The 22,427-nt window shown below is 40.7% G+C and carries 27 protein-coding genes; 21 read left to right on the top strand and 6 right to left on the bottom strand.

What is annotated here, in order from left to right:
• Positions 1-690 carry a queuosine precursor transporter gene (locus NSS65_RS10260; RefSeq protein WP_024422750.1) on the bottom strand — a complete coding sequence of 230 codons (690 nt, stop codon included), beginning with the start codon at positions 688-690 and terminating at the stop codon, positions 1-3.
• A 94-nt stretch (positions 691-784) separates the two neighbouring features.
• Here NSS65_RS10260 and NSS65_RS10255 point away from each other — a divergent pair, with 94 nt between their 5' ends.
• The 3 genes from NSS65_RS10255 to NSS65_RS10245 all read left to right on the top strand — a co-directional run bounded on the left by NSS65_RS10255 (position 785) and on the right by NSS65_RS10245 (position 1,995).
• Positions 785-1,456, top strand: coding sequence for a ribonuclease H family protein (locus NSS65_RS10255; RefSeq protein ID WP_024428130.1), 672 nt, complete (start codon positions 785-787; stop codon positions 1,454-1,456).
• 1 nt (position 1,457) lies between these two features.
• A complete protein-coding gene (locus tag NSS65_RS10250) occupies positions 1,458-1,640 on the top strand; it encodes a zinc-finger domain-containing protein (protein ID WP_024422748.1) in 183 nt (60 codons plus the stop codon).
• A gap of 172 nt (positions 1,641-1,812) precedes the next feature.
• On the top strand, positions 1,813-1,995 hold the full coding sequence (locus NSS65_RS10245) for a hypothetical protein (RefSeq protein ID WP_008346368.1): 183 nt from the start codon (positions 1,813-1,815) through the stop codon (positions 1,993-1,995).
• Positions 1,996-2,046: 51 nt separating this feature from the next.
• On the opposite strand, the gene cspD is transcribed toward NSS65_RS10245, so the two are convergent.
• On the bottom strand, positions 2,047-2,247 hold the full coding sequence (cspD, locus tag NSS65_RS10240) for a cold-shock protein CspD (protein WP_003215784.1): 201 nt from the start codon (positions 2,245-2,247) through the stop codon (positions 2,047-2,049).
• A 260-nt stretch (positions 2,248-2,507) separates the two neighbouring features.
• Between cspD and NSS65_RS10235 the strand changes: the two genes are divergently transcribed.
• Positions 2,508-3,209, top strand: a complete 702-nt coding sequence (locus NSS65_RS10235) for an AIM24 family protein (protein WP_024428131.1) — start codon at positions 2,508-2,510, stop codon at positions 3,207-3,209.
• A 33-nt stretch (positions 3,210-3,242) separates the two neighbouring features.
• Here the strand turns inward: NSS65_RS10235 and NSS65_RS10230 are convergent, their stop codons facing one another.
• On the bottom strand, positions 3,243-4,394 hold the full coding sequence (locus tag NSS65_RS10230; RefSeq protein ID WP_024422744.1) for a diglucosyl diacylglycerol synthase: 1,152 nt from the start codon (positions 4,392-4,394) through the stop codon (positions 3,243-3,245).
• Between the two features lie 228 nt (positions 4,395-4,622).
• Positions 4,623-5,531 (bottom strand): homoserine O-succinyltransferase, encoded by a 909-nt coding sequence (metA, locus tag NSS65_RS10225; protein ID WP_024428133.1) that lies wholly within the window; start codon positions 5,529-5,531, stop codon positions 4,623-4,625.
• A 139-nt stretch (positions 5,532-5,670) separates the two neighbouring features.
• Here metA and NSS65_RS10220 point away from each other — a divergent pair, with 139 nt between their 5' ends.
• From NSS65_RS10220 to NSS65_RS10165, 12 genes are all read left to right on the top strand, one after another.
• Complete coding sequence (locus tag NSS65_RS10220) at positions 5,671-7,353, top strand: formate--tetrahydrofolate ligase (RefSeq protein ID WP_326134795.1); 1,683 nt, start codon at positions 5,671-5,673, stop codon at positions 7,351-7,353.
• A gap of 74 nt (positions 7,354-7,427) precedes the next feature.
• Positions 7,428-7,910, top strand: coding sequence for a glutathione peroxidase (locus NSS65_RS10215; protein ID WP_342467266.1), 483 nt, complete (start codon positions 7,428-7,430; stop codon positions 7,908-7,910).
• A 13-nt stretch (positions 7,911-7,923) separates the two neighbouring features.
• Positions 7,924-8,535, top strand: coding sequence for an HD domain-containing protein (locus NSS65_RS10210; RefSeq protein ID WP_231122788.1), 612 nt, complete (start codon positions 7,924-7,926; stop codon positions 8,533-8,535).
• 30 nt (positions 8,536-8,565) lie between these two features.
• Positions 8,566-9,702, top strand: coding sequence for a conserved virulence factor C family protein (locus NSS65_RS10205; protein ID WP_065214714.1), 1,137 nt, complete (start codon positions 8,566-8,568; stop codon positions 9,700-9,702).
• Between the two features lie 307 nt (positions 9,703-10,009).
• Positions 10,010-11,686, top strand: coding sequence for a dihydroxy-acid dehydratase (gene ilvD, locus NSS65_RS10200; RefSeq protein ID WP_024422739.1), 1,677 nt, complete (start codon positions 10,010-10,012; stop codon positions 11,684-11,686).
• Between the two features lie 81 nt (positions 11,687-11,767).
• Positions 11,768-12,202, top strand: a complete 435-nt coding sequence (locus NSS65_RS10195) for a BrxA/BrxB family bacilliredoxin (RefSeq protein WP_024422738.1) — start codon at positions 11,768-11,770, stop codon at positions 12,200-12,202.
• Positions 12,203-12,268: 66 nt separating this feature from the next.
• Entirely contained in the window at positions 12,269-13,057 is a 789-nt protein-coding gene (locus tag NSS65_RS10190; RefSeq protein WP_211043327.1) for a class I SAM-dependent methyltransferase, read from the top strand.
• 298 nt (positions 13,058-13,355) lie between these two features.
• On the top strand, positions 13,356-13,973 hold the full coding sequence (locus tag NSS65_RS10185; RefSeq protein ID WP_326134794.1) for a YpjP family protein: 618 nt from the start codon (positions 13,356-13,358) through the stop codon (positions 13,971-13,973).
• Positions 13,974-13,991: 18 nt separating this feature from the next.
• The gene (locus tag NSS65_RS10180) at positions 13,992-14,519 is read left to right on the top strand and encodes a phosphatidylglycerophosphatase A (protein ID WP_024428140.1); all 528 of its coding nucleotides are present in this window, start codon (positions 13,992-13,994) and stop codon (positions 14,517-14,519) included.
• A 103-nt stretch (positions 14,520-14,622) separates the two neighbouring features.
• Positions 14,623-15,417 (top strand): thymidylate synthase, encoded by a 795-nt coding sequence (locus tag NSS65_RS10175; RefSeq protein WP_024428141.1) that lies wholly within the window; start codon positions 14,623-14,625, stop codon positions 15,415-15,417.
• Complete coding sequence (gene folA, locus NSS65_RS10170; protein WP_024428142.1) at positions 15,414-15,899, top strand: type 3 dihydrofolate reductase; 486 nt, start codon at positions 15,414-15,416, stop codon at positions 15,897-15,899. The genes NSS65_RS10175 and folA overlap by 4 nt, the downstream gene beginning before the upstream one ends.
• A 19-nt stretch (positions 15,900-15,918) precedes the next feature.
• Positions 15,919-16,542, top strand: a complete 624-nt coding sequence (locus tag NSS65_RS10165) for a hypothetical protein (RefSeq protein WP_024428143.1) — start codon at positions 15,919-15,921, stop codon at positions 16,540-16,542.
• A 41-nt stretch (positions 16,543-16,583) separates the two neighbouring features.
• Here NSS65_RS10165 and NSS65_RS10160 read toward each other — a convergent pair whose 3' ends face one another.
• Together NSS65_RS10160 and NSS65_RS10155 are read right to left on the bottom strand one after the other, a co-directional pair.
• Positions 16,584-17,222, bottom strand: coding sequence for a hemolysin III family protein (locus NSS65_RS10160; protein ID WP_024428144.1), 639 nt, complete (start codon positions 17,220-17,222; stop codon positions 16,584-16,586).
• Between the two features lie 14 nt (positions 17,223-17,236).
• Positions 17,237-18,205 (bottom strand): sigma 54-interacting transcriptional regulator, encoded by a 969-nt coding sequence (locus NSS65_RS10155; protein WP_024428145.1) that lies wholly within the window; start codon positions 18,203-18,205, stop codon positions 17,237-17,239.
• Between the two features lie 181 nt (positions 18,206-18,386).
• On the opposite strand from NSS65_RS10155, the gene ilvA reads away from it, so the two are divergent.
• The 5 genes from ilvA to NSS65_RS10130 all read left to right on the top strand — a co-directional run bounded on the left by ilvA (position 18,387) and on the right by NSS65_RS10130 (position 22,418).
• Positions 18,387-19,655: a threonine ammonia-lyase IlvA gene (gene ilvA / locus NSS65_RS10150; protein WP_024428146.1), complete on the top strand. Its 1,269-nt coding sequence runs from the start codon at positions 18,387-18,389 to the stop codon at positions 19,653-19,655.
• A gap of 36 nt (positions 19,656-19,691) precedes the next feature.
• The gene (locus NSS65_RS10145; RefSeq protein WP_326134793.1) at positions 19,692-19,943 is read left to right on the top strand and encodes a YpmP family protein; all 252 of its coding nucleotides are present in this window, start codon (positions 19,692-19,694) and stop codon (positions 19,941-19,943) included.
• 187 nt (positions 19,944-20,130) lie between these two features.
• Entirely contained in the window at positions 20,131-20,973 is an 843-nt protein-coding gene (locus NSS65_RS10140) for a DegV family protein (protein ID WP_024422727.1), read from the top strand.
• A 59-nt stretch (positions 20,974-21,032) separates the two neighbouring features.
• Positions 21,033-21,587 (top strand): SCO family protein, encoded by a 555-nt coding sequence (locus NSS65_RS10135; protein WP_227001735.1) that lies wholly within the window; start codon positions 21,033-21,035, stop codon positions 21,585-21,587.
• 69 nt (positions 21,588-21,656) lie between these two features.
• Positions 21,657-22,418 carry an SGNH/GDSL hydrolase family protein gene (locus NSS65_RS10130; RefSeq protein ID WP_024428150.1) on the top strand — a complete coding sequence of 254 codons (762 nt, stop codon included), beginning with the start codon at positions 21,657-21,659 and terminating at the stop codon, positions 22,416-22,418.
• Positions 22,419-22,427: the final 9 nt, after the last annotated feature.

Below are 22,427 nucleotides of genomic sequence, written 5' to 3'. Positions count from 1 at the left end.
TTATTTCACCCTTTCATCAAGCGGAACCATTTTTTTCGCTGCATACGCGTATGGTGTCGCAATCGCGGCGACGATAAATTTAATCACATAAGTCGTGATGAAGATTTCGATCCATACATGAAATGGATAGGTGCCAAGAAAGGCAATTGTTGTGAAGATCAGTGTATCAAGCAGCTGGCTGATCATCGTACTTCCAGCGTTGCGCACCCAGAGCGCACCATCGGAAGGAAATATCCGGCGAATAAACGAATATACATAAACATCTAACATTTGACTGATGATATAAGCAGCAAGACTGCCAAGTGCGACCCTTGGCATAAAGCCAAAAATGGTTTCCAGGGATGTTTGAGAAATGTCGGATGGAGCGGGATGGAAAAGTAAAGCCTCCTGCATGACAACGGTTAGTGTTAAAAGAGTGGCAAAACCAATCCAGACAGCTTTTCTCGCCTCATTTTGTCCATATTTTTCATTCAATACGTCCGTTGCAAAGAATACACTGCCGTATAAAATGTTTCCAAGTGTTGCCGTTAAGCCAAACAATTCAACGGTTTTGACCACTTGTAAATTTGCAGCAACCGTCGCAAAGCCAATCCAGACGAAAAGGCCCATCTTGCCAAATCCTTTATAAAATAGAAGAACAATGATAAAATTAATGATCGCAAATAAGATCCAAATACCTTCATTAAACAAGTGACATGAACTTCCTTTCTCATTGTGAAATGTAACTTTTTGATTATAGCATAACGAACGTTTACCTTAAAAGTACGGGAAGGCGATGTGATCAATGAAATTAAGAGCACACTATACAATGAAAGTGAAATCGATTGGGTCCATTGCTTTTTTCCAAGAAGATTGGATGGAGCTAAAAGAGGCCTTGATTTTAGCAAAACATATCGACAAAAAAGAACCACAGTCACTCCTATCATTTGAAGATGAAAAAGGGGCGATGTGGTCTATTAAAGAACTTGAAAAACTAAATGAAGAACTAAAGCTTGAACCTGATCAGCTTCAGGTCTATTTTGATGCAAGTTTTCACAAAGAAACAGGCGACTCTGGTCTTGGGGTTGTCGTTTACTATAAGCTCGGAGAAGATGCTTATCGTTTGAGAAAAAATCAGCCCTTCCAAGGAATCACCAATAATGAAGCAGAATATGCGGCTTTATTTGAGGCTGTCAAAGCTTTAAAAGATCTTGGAGCAAGCAGAAATTCTGTCACGATTAGAGGCGATTCACTTGTTGTCATGAATCAGTTAAAAGGAGAATGGCCTTGTTATGATGATATACATAACAAATGGCTCGACCGGATTGAAGCGGCTTTAAAGGAGCTGAGGCTTACGCCAACATATGAAGTCATCGATCGTAAACAAAATGCAGAAGCGGATCAGCTTGCAAGGCAGATGCTTGCAGACGTTCCAATTGAAAGTAAATTGAAATTAGAAGCAGACGGAGCTGAATAATGTGGATAAAAAAACAGCAGTACAAGAATTGACGGATCTCCAAGACACGTATTGTTCAGATTGTTTGATTAAGAAGCACTTTCGAAAAGAATATGGAAAAAAATACGCCCACTCCTTTTGTATTCAGCAATGCACAGTAGGAGAGAAAATAAAAGAATACGGACAGACGCTGCTTAAAAAGTAAGCGGCTGCCGCCCCGGTTTTCCCTGCTCAAACATCCGCTCATGAAAAAAAACGGATAGAATGTGTAAAAAGAGAACATATTCTGAAAAATGAGCCGATATAACTATAGAAAGTTTTGGTTGAGTTACTTTTTGACTAAGTGACGGATAATAGAGGAAAAGGGGAAGGCCGGCATGGATAATAAGGATTTCGAAACGGTATTACATCGAACATTTCAAGAGGTATACAGCGATCTAGAGCAGCTAGTAGATGTAGCAAAGAAGGGAAGACCTTTTCTCGAAAAAGATATTTCTGAAATTGAACAACGACTGAAGCAAAATATTTTAGCAATTGAAATTCAGCTGAAAATCAAATAAGAGAGGCATATGCCTCTCTTTATTTTGTCGTTTCATCATTGATTTAGTTGATTAGATTTTTGTTACGTTTGCAGCTTGAGGTCCACGATTACCTTCAACGATTTCAAAAGAAACTTCTTGTCCTTCTTCTAAAGACTTGTAGCCGTCACCTTCGATAGCTGTGAAGTGAACGAATACATCGTCTCCGCCTTCAACTTCAATGAAGCCGAAACCTTTTTCATTATTGAACCATTTTACTTTACCGTTTTGCATATTGCTTTTTCCTCCTAGTACTGTAGCACACCTTTTGGCATACTAAAAAAAATTTTCATCACCTAACGACTTTGCAGTTGTTAAATGATGGTTCCACTATACACCATCAAAAGTAAAGCGTCAAGCAGGCGAGCCAAATTTTGAGCAGAATGTTTGATTTTTTTGTTTTTTTGGTGAATAACAATGAAATATAAAACGTTTTCGGAACCTCACGTGCAGCTTGTCCGTATATAAAAAAAAATACAGAAAGAGGTGCAATCATGAATCGTTATACACTTGAAGAATTTGTTCAGAATACGCAGCAAGAAGATAAAGGAGAAGGGGTCTTCGAACTTGAAACACCAAGACTTTTAGAAATTAATTTGACTGACACGATTTGGGCAAAAACGGGTTCCATGGTTTCCTATCGAGGGAAAATCAAATTTGAACGTGAAGGTGTTTTTGAGCACGGCGTCTCCAAGATGTTCAAAAAAATGCTTTCAGGAGAAGGCACCTCACTAATGAAGGCGACAGGTGATGGGAAATTATATGTGGCAGATCAAGGTAAAAAAATCTCGATTCTTCGTTTGGCACAAGGAGAATCCATTTTTGTGAATGGAAACGACCTGCTTGCGTTTGAACCATCTGTCCGCTGGGATATCAAATTGATGAAAAAAGTGTCTGGTATGCTTGCAGGCGGATTATTTAATGTCAAATTAGAAGGGGCAGGCTTAGTTGCAATCACAAGTCATTATGAGCCGCTGACACTCATTGTTCAGCCGGGTGATTCTGTTTATACAGATCCGAATGCGACTGTTGCGTGGTCAGGGGATTTAAAAACTGAATTTGTGACAGATGTTTCCTTTAAAACGTTTATTGGCAGGGGAAGCGGAGAGTCCATTCAAATGAAGTTTACCGGAAGCGGCTTTGTTGTCGTTCAGCCGTTTGAAGAAGTATACACAACAAATGGAAATCAAGGGTGAGGAAAAAGGTGTCCGTCAATGACGGACACCTTTTTATGATAATGCGCGAGCATATGTTTTGTTATTCATGATGAGATCTGACTGCTCAACGATATCTTCCAAAATGGTTTGAGAAGATTGTTTTAAGTGCAGTTTTTTCATGTTTTGTTTCATTGTTTCTAATTTTTCTTCGTCCTGCAGCAAGTTGGTCACAGATTCTAAAATGTCTTCATGTCGGTTAATGACAATGGCAGCGCCATAATCCTCAAAGAAAAGAGCATTTTCCTTTTCTTGTCCAGGGACAGGCTTATAAAGAATGACCGGGACACCGATTGCAGTTGCTTCTGTTAAAGTAATGCCGCCTGGTTTTGTAATCATACAATCTGTTACTCTGAACAATTCATCAATTTGTTCCACATATCCAAGCGCCTTCAATTGATCTGGGTGTGCTTGTTCAAGAACGCTAAGCGATTGTTTCAGCGCGGCGTTCTTTCCGCATACAACAACAATTTGTACTTCACTGTCGAGAAGCAGCGCCTCACATAATTCCTTCACATTTTTTAGTACACCGTGAGCACCGGCCATGATGAGAAGAACTTTTTTATCTGATGATAATCCATATTTCTTATAGATCATCGATTTTGGCACGTCTGCTTCAAACTGTGGTCTAATAGGAATACCTGTCACCTTGACATCGCTTGGATGTGTGCCGATTTCCACTAATTTTTGTTTCACATAATCGGTTGCAACATAGTATCGGTCGATGTTTTCATGTACCCAAATCTTATGGAGACAAAAATCTGTCATGACATTAAAAGTCGGAATCACTTTACCGGTTTTGTTTCGGTATTCTGGTACAACAATCATCGGGAATGTAATAATGATGATGTCCGGATTGTGTAACTGAATTAATTCATCGAGACGCTTATTTCCCATCTTTAAATAAATGTTAAATTTGCGTTTATTGTAAATTTTATCTACACCGTAATAAAACAAGCGATAAAATTGTTTCCCAATGGAAAAGCTCTTCAAGTATAAATATTGAGTCACTTCTGACACAATGGGATTCGATTCTTGATACAAATTAGAAACTACAACATGTTCAAACCCTTGGGATTTGCATTCATCATACAGTGTTTTTGCTACCTGCATATGTCCATTTCCATAATTTGCGGTCAAGATTAATATTTTTTTATTGGTATTCAAGAATATTCACCTCAAATGTAATCAACAACAACAAAACTTCGTACGAAAACTATTAATCTCATAGGTCTACATATACATAAAGATAACATATAAACAGTTAGAGCATATCATTCGTTACGAAAGAATTAAACTAATTTTAAAAAACAAACAGATTCAATTGATAATGGAAGACAGAGCCATTTGTATTTTAACACATTTTGACGATTTATCATCAGACCACAGTCTATTTTATTCCCAAACGTATGGTGTTTCTTGATAAACATAATAATTTAGCCAATTCATAAACAATAAGGTTGCATGGGCTTTCCAGCGATTTACTGGGATTAATGTGTCACCATCTTCTATAAAATAGTGAACAGGTTTTTGGACTGTATCATGTTTCAACAAATCTCTTTCATATTCCTGCATCAATGTATCTGTATCATATTCAGGATGTCCAGTTAAAAATACTTGTTTATCATCATCTGAAACAATTAAACAAACACCCGCTTCTTCAGACATACTCAAGACTTTCAAATTCGGCGTGTTTTTTAATTGTTCTGTATTAATATCTGTATGCCTAGAATGTGGGACATAGTATACTTCATCAAAACCTCTGACTAATCTTTCTTTTTTCTCTTTCACAATATGCTCAAATACACCAAATTTTTTCTCGGGAAGCTTGATTTTTTCAATCCCGTAATGGTGATATAAACCTGCCTGTGCACCCCAGCAAATATGAAGGGTAGACGTTACATTGGTTTTACTCCAGTCCAAAATGTCCTGCAGCTCTTTCCAATAAGAAACTTCTTCAAAAGGTAAGTGCTCAATTGGTGCGCCAGTGATGATCATTCCATCAAATTTTTTATGGCGGATCGATTCAAAGGTCGTATAAAATTCATCTAGATGCTCTCTCGACGTATTCTTCGGTGTATGTGTACTTGGAATCAAAAACGTGAAGTACACTTGTAAAGGAGAATTTCCGAGCATTCTCAGCAGCTGCGTTTCAGTTTGTATTTTTTTTGGCATTAAATTTAAGATCACGATATTCAAAGGACGGATATCTTGCTTGAATGCCCTTGTCTCATCCATGACGAAAATATTTTCGCTCTCTAGTATTTGTTTTGCCGGCAGATGAACTGGTATGTTAATAGGCAACTCGCCACCCCCTGAACCAAAGCTAATTTCACTTCATTATAGGAACTTTCTGGCGATATTTCAATGTTTCAATTATGTTACAATGAAAAATAGAGCAAAAAAGAATGCTGTTTCTGTAAAAAAAGGAGGCCATTTTGTTATGATCACAAAGCATTTATCTGATATTGACATTGCCCAAAAGGCTAAGCTGAGACCGATTCAAGACATCGCAGCAAAGCTGCAAATACATGACGAAGAATTAGAATGCTATGGTTTCACAAAAGCGAAAATATCTTTGACTATTTTTGACCGTTTAAAGAAACAAAAAGAAGGACACGTGATTCTTGTCACTTCGATTAACCCTACGCCAGCAGGTGAGGGGAAATCCACCGTAACTGTCGGCCTTGGTCAAGCCTTTGAAAAAATTGGCAAAAAAGCGATCGTTGCGATGCGTGAGCCATCATTAGGTCCTACAATGGGGATTAAAGGCGGAGCAGCGGGCGGAGGATATTCACAGGTGCTGCCAATGGAAGAAATCAATCTTCATTTCACAGGGGATTTTCATGCCATTACATCTGCACATAACGCCTTATCTGCATTTATTGATAACCATATCCATCACGGAAATGAACTCGGTATCGACACGCGGCGCATTGTGTGGAAGCGGGTGCTTGATTTAAACGATCGTGCATTAAGACAGGTCGTTGTCGGACTTGGCGGTCAGTTAAATGGGTATCCTAGAGAAGACGGATTTGATATTACAGTGGCTTCCGAAATGATGGCGATCCTCTGTTTAGCAGAAGACTTAAGCGACTTAAAAAAACGTCTTTCTTCTATTGTTGTTGCCTATAATCAAGAAGGCGAGCCAGTCACAGTGGGAGCACTTGGATATGAAGGTGTTCTGACGCTACTTTTAAAAGACGCACTCAAACCGAACCTTGTTCAAACGATTGAAGGAACCCCAGCCCTTGTCCATGGCGGTCCTTTTGCTAATATTGCACATGGATGCAATAGTTTAATTGCAACCAAAATGGCAGCAAAATTAGCTGATTATGTCGTTACAGAAGCTGGATTTGGTGCAGACCTTGGAGCAGAAAAGTTCCTGCACATTAAAACAAGAGCTGGTGAATTCAAACCTAGTGCAGTTGTCATTGTCGCAACAGTGAGAGCATTAAAGATGCATGGCGGAATGAAGAAAACCGAACTCAAAGAAGAGAATGCACACGCCGTATTAGAAGGTATACATAATTTAGAAAAGCATATTGAAACCGTGCAAGCTTTTGGTCTTCCATATATCGTCGCGGTAAACCGGTTTATGACGGATACAAAAGAAGAGATTCAAGCGATAGAAGATTGGTGCGGCAAACATGGCCATCCAGTCAAAGCCGTGAATGTATGGGAAGAAGGAGGCGAAGGCGGGACAGCTCTTGCCGAGGAACTAGCAGCACTCATTGAAAAGAAAAAGAACAACTTTACCTATTTGTATGAAGAGAATGATTCCATCGAAGAAAAGTTATCTAAAGTGGCCAAAGTGGTTTACGGGGCAGATGGGGTCACGCTTACAACTAAAGCAAGAAAGCAGCTGGCTGCCATTGAAAAAAACGGCTGGGCTCATTTACCGGTTTGTATGGCAAAAACACAATATTCTCTTTCGGATGATCCAGCTTTAATCGGCAGACCTAAAGGCTTTACCATTACGATTCGAGAGTTAAAGCCGTCTGTAGGAGCAGGGTTTATTGTAGCCTTAACCGGAAGCATTTTAACAATGCCTGGATTACCTAAAAAACCCGCGGCTCTTGAAATGGATTTATTAGAAGACGGCAGTGTAACAGGACTCTTTTAAACGGGAGCATAAAAAGCGATTTTCTAAAAGAAGCATGTTACGATAGGAAAAAGTGAATCCTAGGAGGCTATGAGATGTCAATTTATGATATTCAGGTCAAGACCATTAACGGTCAGGAACAATCGATGGCAGATTATAAAGGAAAAGTGCTCATTATTGTAAATACAGCAAGCAAATGTGGGCTGACTCCTCAATTTAAACAATTACAAGAGTTATATGATCAATATCATGAAAAGGGCCTTGAAATTTTAGGATTTCCGTGTAACCAATTTATGAACCAAGAGCCAGAAGGAGAAGAAGCCATTCAAGAATTCTGTTCTTTGAATTATGGAGTGACCTTCCCTATGTTTGCGAAAGTAGATGTCAAAGGCGAAGAGGCGCACCCGCTGTTCAAGCATTTAACAAGTCAAGCGAAAGGTGTGCTTGGGACAAAAACAGTGAAATGGAATTTCACAAAATTTATCGTGGACCAAGACGGAGAAGTTATTGAACGATTCTCGCCGAAAACACCACCAAAAGAATTAGAAAGCTCAATCATCGCTCTGCTCAACAAATAAGATGCTGACAGTCATGCAGCGAAAACAATTGGAGGCAGCTGCCTCCTTTGTTTCAGACAGGCTGAAGGATGAACCGACTGGACACGATGCGGCTCATGTTGCTCGTGTGCGCCAGCTTGCCGTCCGTATTGCAAATCAGGAAGGCGGCTCTCTATTTATCATCGAGATGGCAGCGATTGTACATGATGTCATTGATGAAAAGCTGTCAAGTGAATGGAAGGTCACTGAAAAGCAGCTTGAGAACCAGCTCCTTTTGTGGGAATTGGACACGCGGGATGTCCGCTATATCATGGACATCATTACAACGATGTCTTTTCGTCATCGGCATAAGCAGTTTAAGCCAATGACGTTAGAGGGGGCCATTGTTCAAGATGCCGATAGGCTGGATGCGATAGGAGCAAGCGGTATCGCTAGAGTGTTTACGTATGCTGGCGCTACAGGTGAGCCCCATTATACAGAGGACACGCAGCAGGGCTCTGTGCTAAAGCATATGGAAGAAAAACTGCTCAAATTAAAAGACTTGATGAACACTCATGCAGGAAAGCAGCTTGCTGATGAGCGGCATGAATTGATGAGTTTATTTATCAAGAAGTGGAAAGAAGAATGCGGCCTTACAGATGAGTAGGGTCTTTATGTGTGTAAGGAGGATATATCAATGAAAATAACAGCAATAGAACCAACGCCAAGTCCGAATACCATGAAGGTAATTTTGACAGAAGCACTTGCTGGCGGTAAAAGCAACAACTACAAAAAGGATCAAAAAGACGAAGCGCCAGAAATGATCAAGCGTATTTTAAGCATTGAAGGTGTAAAAGGGGTTTATCATGTTGCAGATTTCTTAGCGGTTGAGCGAAATGCAAAGTTTGACTGGCAGGGTATTTTACAACAGGTTAGAGAAGCCTTTGGACAAGAAACAGAAGGTCTTCAGGAAGGATCGCAGTCAGGCGATGACACATTTGGTGAAGTGAAAGTGTTTGTCCAAATGTTTAATGGGATTCCAATGCAGGTCAAACTGTCAGACGGTGAAAGAGAAGAGCGGTTTGGCATGCCTGAACGTTTTCAAGCAGCCATTTTAAAGCTTAGAAGCAGCTCAGACAATGTCGTGTTTGAACGTGTGTGGAAAGAACACGGCGTTCGTTTTGGAGAATTTGCTGATATCGGTGAGGAAGTCACAGAGGAGCTGCAAGCAGCCTATGATGATGAGCGTTTAGCCCGCTTAACAGAGGCAGTGAAAGAAGGACAGGAAGCTGTAGATAGACAGGTGAACCGAAAGGCATATGATGTAACAGAAGACATGCTGCAAGAGGAAGATTGGAAAAAACGTTTTGCCCATTTAGAGCAAATGCAGCCAGAGCTAAAGGATATACCTGTTTTAATGAAAGCAATGGAGGATCCCAAAACGTCTATTCGCAGACAAGCCGTTGTGAATGCTGGCATGATTGAAGATCCTGCCATTCTGCCTATTTTATATAAAGGGCTCGAAGACAAAACAGTGACGGTCCGCAGAACGGCTGGTGACTGTATTTCTGACCTTGGTGACCCGAGTGCTATCGAAGCCATGATCGCAGCATTAAAGGATCCGAGTAAGCTCGTCCGCTGGCGTGCAGCTATGTTTCTTTACGAAGAAGGGGACGAAACGGCACTTGAAGCATTAAAAGAAGCAGAGCAAGACCCTGAGTTTGAAGTCAGTCTTCAAGTGAAAATGGCGATTGAGCGCATTGAGCATGGAGAAGAAGCAAAAGGCTCTGTATGGAAGCAAATGACAGAAAGTAGAAAGAATGCATCAGAATGATGAGAAAGATGAACAAGCTGCCAATGAAAAGCAGCTTGTTTTTCTAAAAATGATAGACAGAAAAATTTTTTTAGAAAAATTATTTTGAATATTGTTGAAATATACGAAAAAACTCTATATAGTAGTACCAATATAGAATATTGGAGGTCAGATTTTATGACACGAACCTTGCTGAGCGCTTGCTTCAGCAGCCATGTTAGTCACCGGTCATTCATAGGTGGCTAAATAAACAGAAAATTTGTAAAATAAAATCAACTCAAAATCATGCAGTCAACAAGACTTGTAGTATAGGAGGCTTTTTAAACAGATGGCAGAACTACGCAGTAACATGATTAAACAAGGAATCGACAGAGCACCTCACCGAAGCTTACTAAGAGCGGCGGGGGTAAAGGATGAGGATTTCGGCAAGCCATTTATTGCCGTATGTAATTCCTATATTGATATTGTCCCAGGACATGTCCATCTTCAGGAATTCGGGAAGATTGTGAAGGAAGCCATTCGTGAAGCTGGCGGAGTGCCATTTGAATTCAATACGATTGGCGTCGATGATGGAATTGCCATGGGTCATATCGGGATGAGATATTCATTGCCAAGCCGTGAAATCATTGCGGACTCTGTAGAAACCGTTGTATCTGCTCATTGGTTTGATGGAATGGTTTGTATTCCTAACTGCGATAAAATCACACCAGGAATGATGATGGCAGCGATGCGCGTGAATATCCCGACTGTCTTTGTGAGCGGGGGACCGATGGAAGCGGGTAGAACAAGTGACGGCAGAAAAATTTCTCTTTCTTCTGTATTTGAAGGCGTTGGTGCATACCAGTCAGGTAAAATCAATGAAGAGGAGTTAAATGAATTAGAGCAGTTTGGCTGTCCAACCTGCGGATCTTGTTCAGGTATGTTTACAGCTAACTCAATGAACTGTTTAGCGGAAGCACTCGGGATCGCTCTTCCTGGAAATGGAACGATTTTGGCGACATCACCAGAACGAAGAGAATTTGCGAAGAAGTCTGCAAAACAACTCATGGAGCTCATCAAAAAAGATATTAAACCACGGGATATTGTCACTGAAAAAGCAATTGATAATGCATTTGCATTAGATATGGCACTTGGTGGTTCAACCAATACCGTTCTTCACACATTGGCAATTGCGAATGAAGCAGGTGTTGAATATTCACTTGAACGTATCAATGAAGTAGCAGAACGTGTTCCTCATTTATCAAAACTTGCTCCAGCTTCAGACGTTTATATTGAGGATTTACATGAAGCAGGCGGTGTTACAGCGGCACTAAATGAATTGTCTAAAAAAGAAGGAGCTCTTCATTTAGATACAATGACTGTCACTGCGAAAACGCTTGGCGAGAACATTGCGGGGCATGAGGTAAAAGATTATAACGTCATTTATCCAATTGACAAGCCATTTACTGAAAAAGGCGGCTTAGCCGTTTTATTTGGAAACCTTGCGCCAGATGGAGCCATCATTAAAACGGGCGGGGTACAAGACGGGATCACACGCCACGAGGGGCCTGCGATCGTATTTGAATCCCAGGAAGAAGCCCTTGAAGGTATCATTAATAGAAAAGTAGAAGCAGGACATGTTGTCATCATTCGCTACGAAGGACCTAAAGGCGGACCTGGCATGCCTGAAATGCTTGCACCTACTTCACAAATCGTCGGCATGGGACTTGGACCAAAGGTTGCTTTAATTACAGACGGACGTTTTTCCGGCGCTTCTCGCGGATTGTCTATTGGGCACGTCTCTCCAGAGGCAGCTGAGGGCGGCCCGCTTGCATTTGTTGAAAATGGTGACCATGTCGTTGTCGATATCGAACAGCGCATTTTAAGCGTAGATGTTCCAGAGGAAGAATGGGAAAGAAGAAAAGCAAACTGGAAAGGCTTTGAGCCAAAAGTAAAAACGGGTTATCTTGCTAGATATTCAAAACTTGTGACATCAGCCAATACAGGCGGAATCATGAAAATTTAATCTGATATCGAACATTTGAAAATTGGCTCTCTCTATAGTATCCTTTATTCACAACATAAGGATTATAGAGGGGGCTTTTTTATGTCAATGGCATATGAAGAATACATGCGCCAGCTCGTTGTACCGATGCGTCAAGAGCTGACAAGTGCAGGATTTCAAGAACTAACAACGGAAGAAGAAGTAGAACAAACGATGCAAGAAGCAGAAGGAACGACATTTGTAGTTGTTAATTCTGTATGCGGGTGCGCTGCCGGCTTAGCACGCCCAGCTGCTACTCAAGCTGTGATGAAGGCAGAAAAAACTCCAGATCGAATTGTCACAGTTTTTGCTGGTCAGGACAGGGAAGCAACGGCAAAAATGAGAGAATACTTCACAGGCGAAGAGCCATCGTCTCCATCTATGGCACTTTTAAAAGGAAATGAACTCGTTCATTTTATTCCGCGTGACGAGATTGAAGGTCATGAAATGGAAGACATCATGAACAACGTCTTATCTGCATTTGAAAAACATTGCTAATACACATGTTGAAATGTCCTGTGATCAAGTCAGGGCATTTTTTCTTGATCATGATGGAGGAACCGCATGCTTATCACAACAAGCTTTAGAGCAAATGAACAAACAATTGAAACAGCAAAAGCCCTTGCAGAGGATTTACATGGTGAGTATGTAGAAAGGCGCAAACAATCCGTCAAGCAGCTTGCGATGAAACGAGGAGATGTCCTTGTTGTGGGGAAAGAAAGATTTGAATGGTATCAGCCAAATGGTGAAAAGTTCTTCTTCCATCCAAGCTCAGCGATGTTCAGGGTGAAGCGGCTCATGCGCGGGGAAAAGGATCCTTTAATCGAAGCCACGCAGCTTCAGCCGGGCGATTCCTTTTTAGATTGTACGCTTGGCCTAGGATCAGATGCCATTACAGCAAGCCTGCGAGTAGGTGCGAATGGAAGGGTCGTCGGTATCGAAAAGAGTCCGATGACAGCATTGCTAGTGCGAGAAGGACTAAACACATGGGAGACAGGGGTAAGAGAGGCAGATGAAGCGATGAACCGGATATCTGTTGTAAGTGGAGACAGTATCGAGCATCTAAAAAAGCTCTCTGATGAATCATTTGATGTCGTCTATTTTGATCCGATGTTTGAGGAGACGATTCAAGAATCTTCAAGTATCGCACCGCTCCGTCATGCGGCAGAGCACCACTTTGACCACGAAACAGCCGTCCAAGAAGCGCTGAGAGTGGCGAGAAAAAGAGTGGTTTTAAAAGATCATTGGAAAAGCACCCGATTTCTAGCAGACTCCTATCAATTTCACGTTTTAAAACGAAAAACAGCCCAATTTCATTATGGATATATTGAGAAAGAAAAAAGCCCTCGCTAAAGGTTCAGGTGTGCAGACAATTCTTTTTAATTCCTTGTCAATCATCTAAAAAAGCCCTTATTCAGGGCTTTTAATCTGTAATCTCCATATAGACAAAATAAAATAATGTCAGCAAGGAAGCCGTAATAAAAAACCCTTCAAGCATACCCATTCCTCCCAAATTTTAGTCGTCATTACTGCCATTGTAAACGTTTTATTATGAAAAAGAAAGTCTCAAATCGGTGACCAAATTGAATGACTGAAAATTCATTATATGCTAGAATAGCAGTATGATAACTTATGGAAGGAATTAGATATCATGAAGATGTGGATGAGAAAAACGCTTGTTGCGCTCTTTACAATTGCAACTTTTGGTTTAGTCTCTCCTCCGTCGGCTTTGATGACAGACAAGCCCTCTGAACTTTCTTCATCTGATAAAACGCCTTATACAGCTGTTTATGATACATCAGATGAAATGCGCAGCTGGGAACTAACGCAAGAGGAAAGCAAAGAACAGTTAGATCCCTTTGAGCAATATAAGCAAGAGGTGCTGTCAAGTGCAGAAAATCAATCCTTTCTCAAATTTGGCCGTAAAATCACACCTGTCATTGAGGACGAGTACAGAGAAGAGATTCAGCCGAAGATTGAACAAGTGTTAACTGACTATTTAACAAATTTCAAAGATGACGAAAAATTTCAAGATGTTGTTTTAACTGATCAGCCTTCAAGCGGAAATGGCGAAAAAATCTTCCACATTTACAACCGCAAGACCGGAAAAGATTTGCTCCGTTTTCATGTCAGAAGAGATCAGCCGCCTCACAGCGGATATTGGTTTAACTTTCATTACCATACAGCAGAAGATGGATTCCAGACGCATCACGAACTCGGTAATATTTACTGGGACAAAAACACCCCGCCGAGCTGGATGAGCCACTAGAAGGAGATGTCATGCCAATTGAAAAAATATACAATGAACGAAATGGTGCAGATTACAAAACAAATGTTAAATGATCGCGGAGTGAAAATTGAAGATATCGCACACATTGTGCTGAAGCTCCAAGAAAAATATCATCCAAACCTTCCACTTAGTGTCTGTATTGAAAATGTTGAAAAAGTGCTGAATAAAAGAGAAATTGTCCATGCAGTTTTAACAGGACTTGCCCTTGATCAGCTGGCAGAAAAAAAGCTCTTGCCAGAACCTTTACAGCACTTAGTTGAAACAGATGAGCCGCTATATGGAATTGATGAGATTATTCCGCTTTCCATTGTCAATGTATATGGATCAATCGGTTTGACCAACTTCGGTTATTTAGATAAAGAGAAATTTGGTATTATTCGTGAATTAGATGAAGGCCGTCCAGGTGAAGTGCATACTTTCCTTGATGACCTAGTCGCTGCACTTGCCGCAGCAGCTGCAAGCCGCATTGCTCACTCACACCAAGATATTAAGGATGAAGAGCAGGAACGAGTGAATCAAGCATAAAAAGAAAAACATGTCTGCTCATCATGCAGGCATGTTTTTTTGGTTTCAAGAAAAGCCGAAATAAGGTAAACTACAACAAGAACATAAATAAAGGATGAAAAAAATGAAACAATACAAAGAGTTATGCCGTCATGTATTACAGCACGGGGATGAAAAAGGTGACAGAACGGGTACAGGTACAATCAGCACGTTCGGTTACCAGATGAGATTTGATTTACAGGAAGGATTTCCTCTTTTAACCACAAAGAAATTACACCTGAAATCGATCATTCATGAGTTGCTTTGGTTTTTAAAAGGTGATACAAATGTCAAATATCTTCAAGAAAATGGTGTCCGCATTTGGAACGAATGGGCAGATGAAAATGGAGAGCTGGGCCGTGTATACGGTGCACAGTGGAGATCATGGGCGAGCGGAGACGGCGAGACAGTGGATCAGATCACAAAGCTGATTCATGATATTGAGCACAACCCGAATTCAAGACGACTGATCGTCAGCGCTTGGAACCCGGGGGAAATTGATCAAATGGCGCTGCCTCCTTGTCATTGTCTATTTCAATTTTACGTATCAAACGGGAAGCTTTCCTGCCAGCTATATCAAAGATCGGCAGATATCTTTTTAGGCGTGCCATTTAATATTGCTTCATATGCCCTTCTAACGATGATGATTGCCAAAGTCACAAATCTTGAGCCAGGAGAGTTTATTCACACACTCGGAGATGCTCATATTTATCAAAATCATCTTCCACAGGTGAAAATGCAGCTAGAGCGCGAGGAACGCACGCTTCCTACGCTTCGTATTACAAGAGATGTAAAGAGCATTTTTGATTTTACGTTTGATGATTTTGTGCTTGAGAACTATGATCCGCATCCGCATATAAAAGGAGAAGTCAGTGTATGATTTCCATGATTGCGGCGACAGGAGAAGACAGAGTCATTGGTCTAGATAATCAAATGCCTTGGCATTTACCAGCAGATTTAGCGTATTTTAAAAAAGTCACAGGCGGTCACACGATTGTCATGGGCAGAAAAACCTTTGAATCCATTGGACGAGCGCTGCCTAACCGCCGAAATATTGTGCTGACCACAAGTTCTTCTTTTAAAGCAGAAGGATGCGAGGTTGTTCATTCAATTGCTGATATTTTGGCAATTGGGGAAAGCGAGACAGAGCTATTTATCATTGGCGGGTCTAAGCTGTATGAAGAAATGATGCCATATGCTGATCGTCTCTATATCACGCACATTCACCATGCGTTTGAAGGAGACCGCTATTTCCCGTATTACAATGAAGATGAATGGACGATTGTATCACGCGAAAAAGGCCATCGTGACGAAAAGAACCCCTACAATTATGAATTTGTCGTATATGACAAAAAAGGATAAGTGAGTAGGAGGAGTACGGTTGTTTCGTTATTGGTTTTTAACGATTTATGTTGTTGTATCCTTTTTAAAAAGTATGAGGCATTTGTACGATCATGAATTAACGGATCCACGCATTTCCTATACGAAACGAATGCATCTCATTCATGAGCATGTAAAAAGGTTTTCCCGGGGATGTATTGATCAATCAGGATCAGTCATGACCATTCATCAGCAAAAGAAGCTGCCAGATGGCCCGGTTATTTATGTCACAAAAGAGCTGAATCCAGTCACAACGACATTATTGATCGGCCACCTTGAGAAGCCATTTGCTTTCATGGCAAAGCCGAAGCTCTTTCGGTATCCGATTTTAAAACAATGGCTCAAAAAAATGGCGGTTATCCATCAGAATCAAACGGATGAGGTCTTATTAGAAGAAGCAAAGGAAAGAATCGTGTCTGGGCAGAGTCTATTGCTTTCAGAAGCGTATCGTCATATTGCAGAGGCGCTTGCTGAAGAATACGATTGTCCGCTTGTACCAATTGAAACTAGCGGAACGGATCGTCTTTTAACTGGGAAGATCGTGAAAAGACTGCGTCCTGTTAATGTCGATATTCATATTAAAGCTCCTGTCATGATCAGTGATTACGCACAAAAACGTGCATAGAAAAAACCAGCATCCGAATAGTGGATGCTGGTTTTTTCATTCTATGCAGCAGGAATGTTTACGCAATAGAATAAAATACAGAAGAACATCGATGCGCTGCCGCCAAGAACAAAGCTGTGCCAAATCGCATGATGATAGGGAATTTTCCGCCAAATATAAAAGATGGTTCCGACTGAATATAATATGCCGCCTAACAGTAAGAGGCCAAATCCTGCACCTGTTAATTGGATATAAAGCGGTTTGATGGCGATGATGATCATCCAGCCCATTAATAAATAGACAAGGGTAGATACGATAATAAAGCGTTTGACGAAAAAGATTTTAAAGACAATCCCACCAGCAGCAAGCGCCCATACAATGGCAAGGAGCGTATAGCCGAGTGCACCTTTTAGTGGTCCAAGTAAAAAGGGTGTATATGTACCAGCAATCAATACATAAATAGCCGAGTGGTCGAGGATTTCAAAAATATCTTTTGTTTTTTTGTGCCGAATGCTATGAAGCAGGGTTGAGCTTAAATAAAGCAGCAGCATGGATGCACCAAATATCGAAAAGCTGATAATGTCTGTGACAGTGCCGTATTGAACAGCGAATAAGACGAGAAACACAATGGCTGGGATGGATAAAATAACACCAATGCCATGTGTAATGGCGTTTGCAATTTCTTCTTTTACAGTAAACAATGGATGTCCTCCTTTTATTGAACCGGTATATAACCATCAAGCGACTTCAGGAATGAAAGACCTTCAAGTGTAATCTTCGTTCCGGCCCTGCCTTTTCCTTTCGTCACGTATGCTTTTTTCTCAAGATCATCTAAGCGGTTTCGCACCTGCTGAGGGGTCAGCGGGATATCTCCTTGTTTGCTTAATTCAGATAAGATGCGCCTGCTGGCTGCTTCTCCTTTTTCATTGAGAGATTTAATGGCTTCCAGCAAGAAAACAAATTCTTGTTTTTCCATTAGTGTAAGCTGGTGTTCTTCCTTTTTACCTTTCACGGCTGAGGGAAGAGGTGCTAACACAAAGGGCGGTAAATGATGTAAAAATACCGTGTGGCCCTCGAGTATGGACGCAGCGTAATGAACAATATTTTTGAGTTCTTGGACATTTCCTTCAAATGGATACTGCTGCAAGGCTTCCCAAACACTTGGATCAATATCAGGTGCCATGTTCAGCTTTTGAAAGAAAGCATTTGTTAACACAGGAATATCTGTTTTTCGTTCGGCTAAAGCTGGAAGGGCCAAATGAAGAACATTCAGACGATAAAACAGCTCGGGTAAAAAGGTAGAAGAAACCCTGAGTGCCTCTATTGATAAAGACGAAGAAGCGATTACTTTTGTTGCAGGTGACGTTTCTAGAAAGTGAATGACCTGGTGCTGCATAGAAATACTTAATGCACCGATTTCATCTAAATAAAGAATTTGATTGTTTTTTTCTATGAAGGCTTTCTGTAAGGTTTCTTCATTCAAGATGGGGCAATACATGTGTGTCAGTGATGCGTGTGGAACAGATACGTTCGCCATTTCTTGGGCGAATAGCGTTTTGCCTGTGCCGATGTCTCCTGTTATCAAGACCGGCTGTTCGTTTTTCGAAAATTGTTTTGCCAGATGAATTGCATGCTTGATATCTTGATGATCACCATAGATAGATGCGAATGATTGAGTGGCCATTGGGTGATTCCTTTCTTTGTGGTTCTAATTGGTTCAATTGTAACACCCAATTAAAACAAATGTACAGGAAAACGAAAAAGTTTATAAAATTTATGATGGATCCATGATCTATTGGTTTATTTTTTGAATATTCATGTTATAATGACAAATTAAATAAGGTTAAAGAGAAAGGATCTTGTACATGAAACCGTTGCTCAAAGAAAATACGCTAATTCAAGTGAAAGACATCTTAAAAGCCCATCAAAATTTGAAGGATGTAGTCATTCATACACCACTTCAAAAAAATGAGCGACTTTCTGAACGATATGAATGTAATGTCTACTTAAAAAGAGAGGATCTTCAAGTAGTTCGTTCCTTTAAATTAAGAGGCGCTTTTAATAAAATGAGCCAGCTTCCAAAAGATAAACTAGAAAATGGCATTGTCTGTGCAAGTGCAGGAAATCACGCACAGGGTGTTGCCTATTCTTGTAAATATTTAGGCATCCACGGGAAAATCTTTATGCCTGCTACGACGCCAAGGCAAAAAGTATCACAAGTGGAGCTGTTCGGAAAAGAATATGTTGAAATTATCTTAACCGGAGATACGTTTGATGATTCGTATCATGAAGCCGTAAAATGCGGAGATGAAGAGAAGCGCGAATTTATCCATCCGTTTGATGATCTGGATGTGATGGCAGGACAAGGAACGACTGCTGTCGAAATCTTAAATGATATCGAAGTGGAGCCTCACTTTTTATTTGCAAGTGTCGGAGGTGGAGGTCTGTTATCTGGTGTTGGTACATATATCAAAAATATCTCACCAGAAACCGAAATCATTGCAGTCGAACCGCTTGGCGCAGCTTCACTGCATGCCTCGCATGAGAAGGGCGAGGTTGTGACACTTGATTCGATTGATAAGTTTGTAGACGGAGCAGCGGTTCAGCGGATTGGCGAAAAGACGTTTACATCGCTTCAGTCTGTTGTCGATAAAATCAGTCTTGTACCCGAAGGGAAAGTGTGTACAACGATTTTAGAGCTGTATAATCAATGTGCGATTGTAGCAGAACCGGCAGGCGCATTGCCAATCGCAGCATTAGATGCTCATCGCGAGGAGATCAAAGGGAAAAATGTTGTCTGTATTGTCAGTGGAGGAAATAATGACATCGGCAGAATGCAGGAAATCAAAGAACGCTCGATGATCTATGAAGGGCTTCAACATTACTTTATTGTCAATTTTCCGCAAAGAGCAGGAGCGCTTCGTGAATTTTTAGATGAAGTGTTAGGGCCAAATGACGATATCTCACGCTTTGAATATACGAAAAAGAATAACCGAAGCAAAGGTCCTGCGCTAGTCGGCATCGAATTGAAAGAAAGAGATGACTATGCAGCGCTGATTGAGCGGATGGATAGAAAAGGCTTTCACTATGTTGAAGTGAATAAAGATCAAGATTTATTCCACCTATTTATTTAGGCTTAACAGATAATTGGAAAAGAGGATTGATCGTTTGTGCTGCTCAAAACAATATGTTTTAGACGGATGGATGGAGCTCAGATCAAGGTAACAGAAGTCCCTGTTCTAAAGGGAGATGAGACGTATCGTTTCATGCTCACATTTAGACTTGAAGCTTTCTTGAAAAAAGTCTATGTATCTAAAGGAAAGAGAACTGTGTACTCTTTCAGAGAGGATGTGAAACGTAACGTCAAGTGGAGCACATATGAACAGATCTATCAGGAGCCTACACTGAAATACAATGCGTAAGCAGGAATCTTTGTCAAAAGGGGTAAGCAGCCATTTTGAAGTGGCCGCTGCTCAGTTTGGCAAGGATTTTTTTCTTGACAAGAAGAAAATGTGACAATTTCAAAAACGTTAGGTCAGTTGTTTTCAAGTGTGCAGGAAATAAGGTAATATCATAAGTAAAGACTAAGACAGCAAGGATGAGACGATAGTGAAACAAATTAAAATTGTAACAGATTCAACTGTGGACCTTCCGCAAGAAAAAATCAATGATCTTTCCATTCACGTGATTCCGCTCAATATCTCCATTTCTGGAGTTGATTATATTGACCGGGTGAATATACAGCCAGATGAATTTATTGAAAAAATGGAGGCTGCTGAGGAACTGCCGAAAACGTCTCAACCTGCGATCGGTCAATTCGTCGAATTATATGAAAAGCTGACGGCAGATGGAAGCGAAGTGATCAGTATCCATTTAACTGGTGGTATGAGCGGTACTGTTCAAACTGCTGAAAGCGCTTCGAAAATGGTAGATGGAAATATCACGGTGATTGATTCGAATTTTATTTCCTATGGATTAGGATTTCAAGTCATCAAAGCAGCAGAACTAGCCAAAAAGGGTGCAAGCCGTGAAGATATTATCACAGAATTAGATAAAATCCGTCATCAAACAAAGCTATATGTCACGATCGATACATTAGAAAATCTCGTCAAAGGCGGCAGAATCGGAAGAGGAAAGGCGCTGATCGGCTCACTTCTTCACATCAAACCAATTGCCAGCTTGACAGACGGGGTATATACGCCAGAAGCGAATGTGAGAAGCTACTCTGCGCTTGTCCGCCATCTGACAAAACAGTATGTACAGGCGGTGAAGGGAAAAACAGTTCAAGCCATTGGGATCGCACATGCAGATGCATTAGAACTCGCTGAAAAGCTAAAAAAAGCGCTACTTGACCACACACCTGAAGCACTGATTGACATCGCCTACACAACACCGATTATTTCTTGTCATACCGGAAAGGGCGCAATAGGCTTTACTTTTTATACCGATTGATAGAAAAAGGGGATGGACATATCATGTATAGAAAAAGGGGAGCCTTACTTGGTGCGCTTATGACGATAAGCGTGCTTCTTTTAGTCTCATGTTCAAATGGGCAAATCAAGGATGCTTTAAATTATCAAATAGAGCCGTTTGAGTTTGAAAACCAAGATGGCCAAAAGGTGTCATTGGATGATTTGAAGGGGAAAGTATGGGTAGCTGATTTTATTTTCACAAGCTGTGAAACGATTTGTCCGCCGATGACTGCTCATATGACAGAGCTGCAAAAACGGTTAAAAGAAGAAAAATTGGATGCGCATATCATTTCCTTTAGCGTGGACCCAGAGGTCGATTCACCGAAAAAGCTAAAGGAATTTGCAAAAGCCTATCCATTGTCCTTTAAAAATTGGGATTTTCTCACTGGGTATTCACAGTCAGAAATTGAAAAATTCGCAATGAAAAGCTTTAAAACCATTGTAAAAAAACCTGAAGATGAAGACCAAGTGATTCATCAGTCTCTGTTTTTTCTTGTCAATCAAGATGGGAAAGTGATGAAAAATTATGATGGCGTGCAAAACACACCTTATGATGATATCATCAAGGACATCAAAACGCTGAACCGAAGCTAGCATAAGGATGTTCAAATGGGCGAAAACATGATACACTTTTTTAATCAGAAAAAGGAGGGACATCATCGTTTGAAGGCTCGTTTGATTTTGATTGTGATGTCTCTAGCTTTTGTTCTTTCTGCATGTTCCGCGCAAGAGGCTGGCATAAAGGATAAACTAGAAGACACACCAAAAGTAAAAGAACATATTACCATCGCAGCGGTTGGAGATTCCTTAACAGAAGGAATCGGAGATCAAGATAAAAAAGGCTATGCAGGCATAACCCGTGACAAGATAGAAGCAGTGGACGGCGTGCAGTCTGTCACATTAAAAAACTATGCCATTAAAGGCAGTAGAACAGTAGATTTATTAAAAAGATTAAAAGAAAAAAAGGTGCAGGACGGACTGAAAGACGCTGACTATATTTTCTTTACGATCGGCGGGAATGATCTCATGCATGTTGTCCGTCAAAATGTGCTTAATTTGACGTTTGCTCCTTTTCAAAAAGAGCAAGGTCCTTTTGAAGAGCGCTTTAAAACCATTCTTGCTCAACTGAGAGAACAGAATGACCATGCGAAAATCATGTATGTCAGCATGTACAATCCTTTTAAATTCAGTTTGTCTGAGCTGCGAGATATTGATGAAGTCGTTCAAGACTGGAATGCCGCTGCCAAAAAGGAACTCAAAAAAGACGGCAATGCGGATATGATCAATGTAGCAGATTTATTTGAAGAAGGTTCTGATGAAAAATTACTGGCAGAAGATGATTTCCACCCAAACCAAAAGGGGTACTCTCTTATGGCAAATCGTTTATTCTCCGAAGTGAAAAAAGAAGGACTGCCGAAGGAATAGGGTGAAACA

It is taken from the genome of Bacillus sp. FSL K6-1006, assembly GCF_038593175.1.
Taxonomy (GTDB): domain Bacteria; phylum Bacillota; class Bacilli; order Bacillales; family Bacillaceae; genus Bacillus; species Bacillus safensis.
The sequence above is the reverse complement of the archived record's forward strand: the minus strand, read 5'-3'. Positions and strand labels throughout refer to the sequence as shown.

What these genes read in the sequence shown, in the direction of transcription:
- NSS65_RS10255 (WP_024428130.1), top strand. Translation starts at nt 785, where the DNA reads ATGAAATTAAGAGCACACTATACAATGAAAGTGAAATCGATTGGGTCC.
- NSS65_RS10245 (WP_008346368.1), top strand. Translation starts at nt 1,813, where the DNA reads ATGGATAATAAGGATTTCGAAACGGTATTACATCGAACATTTCAAGAG.
- cspD (WP_003215784.1), bottom strand. Translation starts at nt 2,247, where the DNA reads ATGCAAAACGGTAAAGTAAAATGGTTCAATAATGAAAAAGGTTTCGGC.
- NSS65_RS10235 (WP_024428131.1), top strand. Translation starts at nt 2,508, where the DNA reads ATGAATCGTTATACACTTGAAGAATTTGTTCAGAATACGCAGCAAGAA.
- NSS65_RS10220 (WP_326134795.1), top strand. Translation starts at nt 5,671, where the DNA reads ATGATCACAAAGCATTTATCTGATATTGACATTGCCCAAAAGGCTAAG.
- NSS65_RS10215 (WP_342467266.1), top strand. Translation starts at nt 7,428, where the DNA reads ATGTCAATTTATGATATTCAGGTCAAGACCATTAACGGTCAGGAACAA.
- NSS65_RS10210 (WP_231122788.1), top strand. Translation starts at nt 7,924, where the DNA reads ATGCAGCGAAAACAATTGGAGGCAGCTGCCTCCTTTGTTTCAGACAGG.
- NSS65_RS10205 (WP_065214714.1), top strand. Translation starts at nt 8,566, where the DNA reads ATGAAAATAACAGCAATAGAACCAACGCCAAGTCCGAATACCATGAAG.
- ilvD (WP_024422739.1), top strand. Translation starts at nt 10,010, where the DNA reads ATGGCAGAACTACGCAGTAACATGATTAAACAAGGAATCGACAGAGCA.
- NSS65_RS10195 (WP_024422738.1), top strand. Translation starts at nt 11,768, where the DNA reads ATGTCAATGGCATATGAAGAATACATGCGCCAGCTCGTTGTACCGATG.
- NSS65_RS10190 (WP_211043327.1), top strand. Translation starts at nt 12,269, where the DNA reads ATGCTTATCACAACAAGCTTTAGAGCAAATGAACAAACAATTGAAACA.
- NSS65_RS10185 (WP_326134794.1), top strand. Translation starts at nt 13,356, where the DNA reads ATGAAGATGTGGATGAGAAAAACGCTTGTTGCGCTCTTTACAATTGCA.
- NSS65_RS10175 (WP_024428141.1), top strand. Translation starts at nt 14,623, where the DNA reads ATGAAACAATACAAAGAGTTATGCCGTCATGTATTACAGCACGGGGAT.
- folA (WP_024428142.1), top strand. Translation starts at nt 15,414, where the DNA reads ATGATTTCCATGATTGCGGCGACAGGAGAAGACAGAGTCATTGGTCTA.
- NSS65_RS10155 (WP_024428145.1), bottom strand. Translation starts at nt 18,205, where the DNA reads ATGGCCACTCAATCATTCGCATCTATCTATGGTGATCATCAAGATATC.
- ilvA (WP_024428146.1), top strand. Translation starts at nt 18,387, where the DNA reads ATGAAACCGTTGCTCAAAGAAAATACGCTAATTCAAGTGAAAGACATC.
- NSS65_RS10135 (WP_227001735.1), top strand. Translation starts at nt 21,033, where the DNA reads ATGACGATAAGCGTGCTTCTTTTAGTCTCATGTTCAAATGGGCAAATC.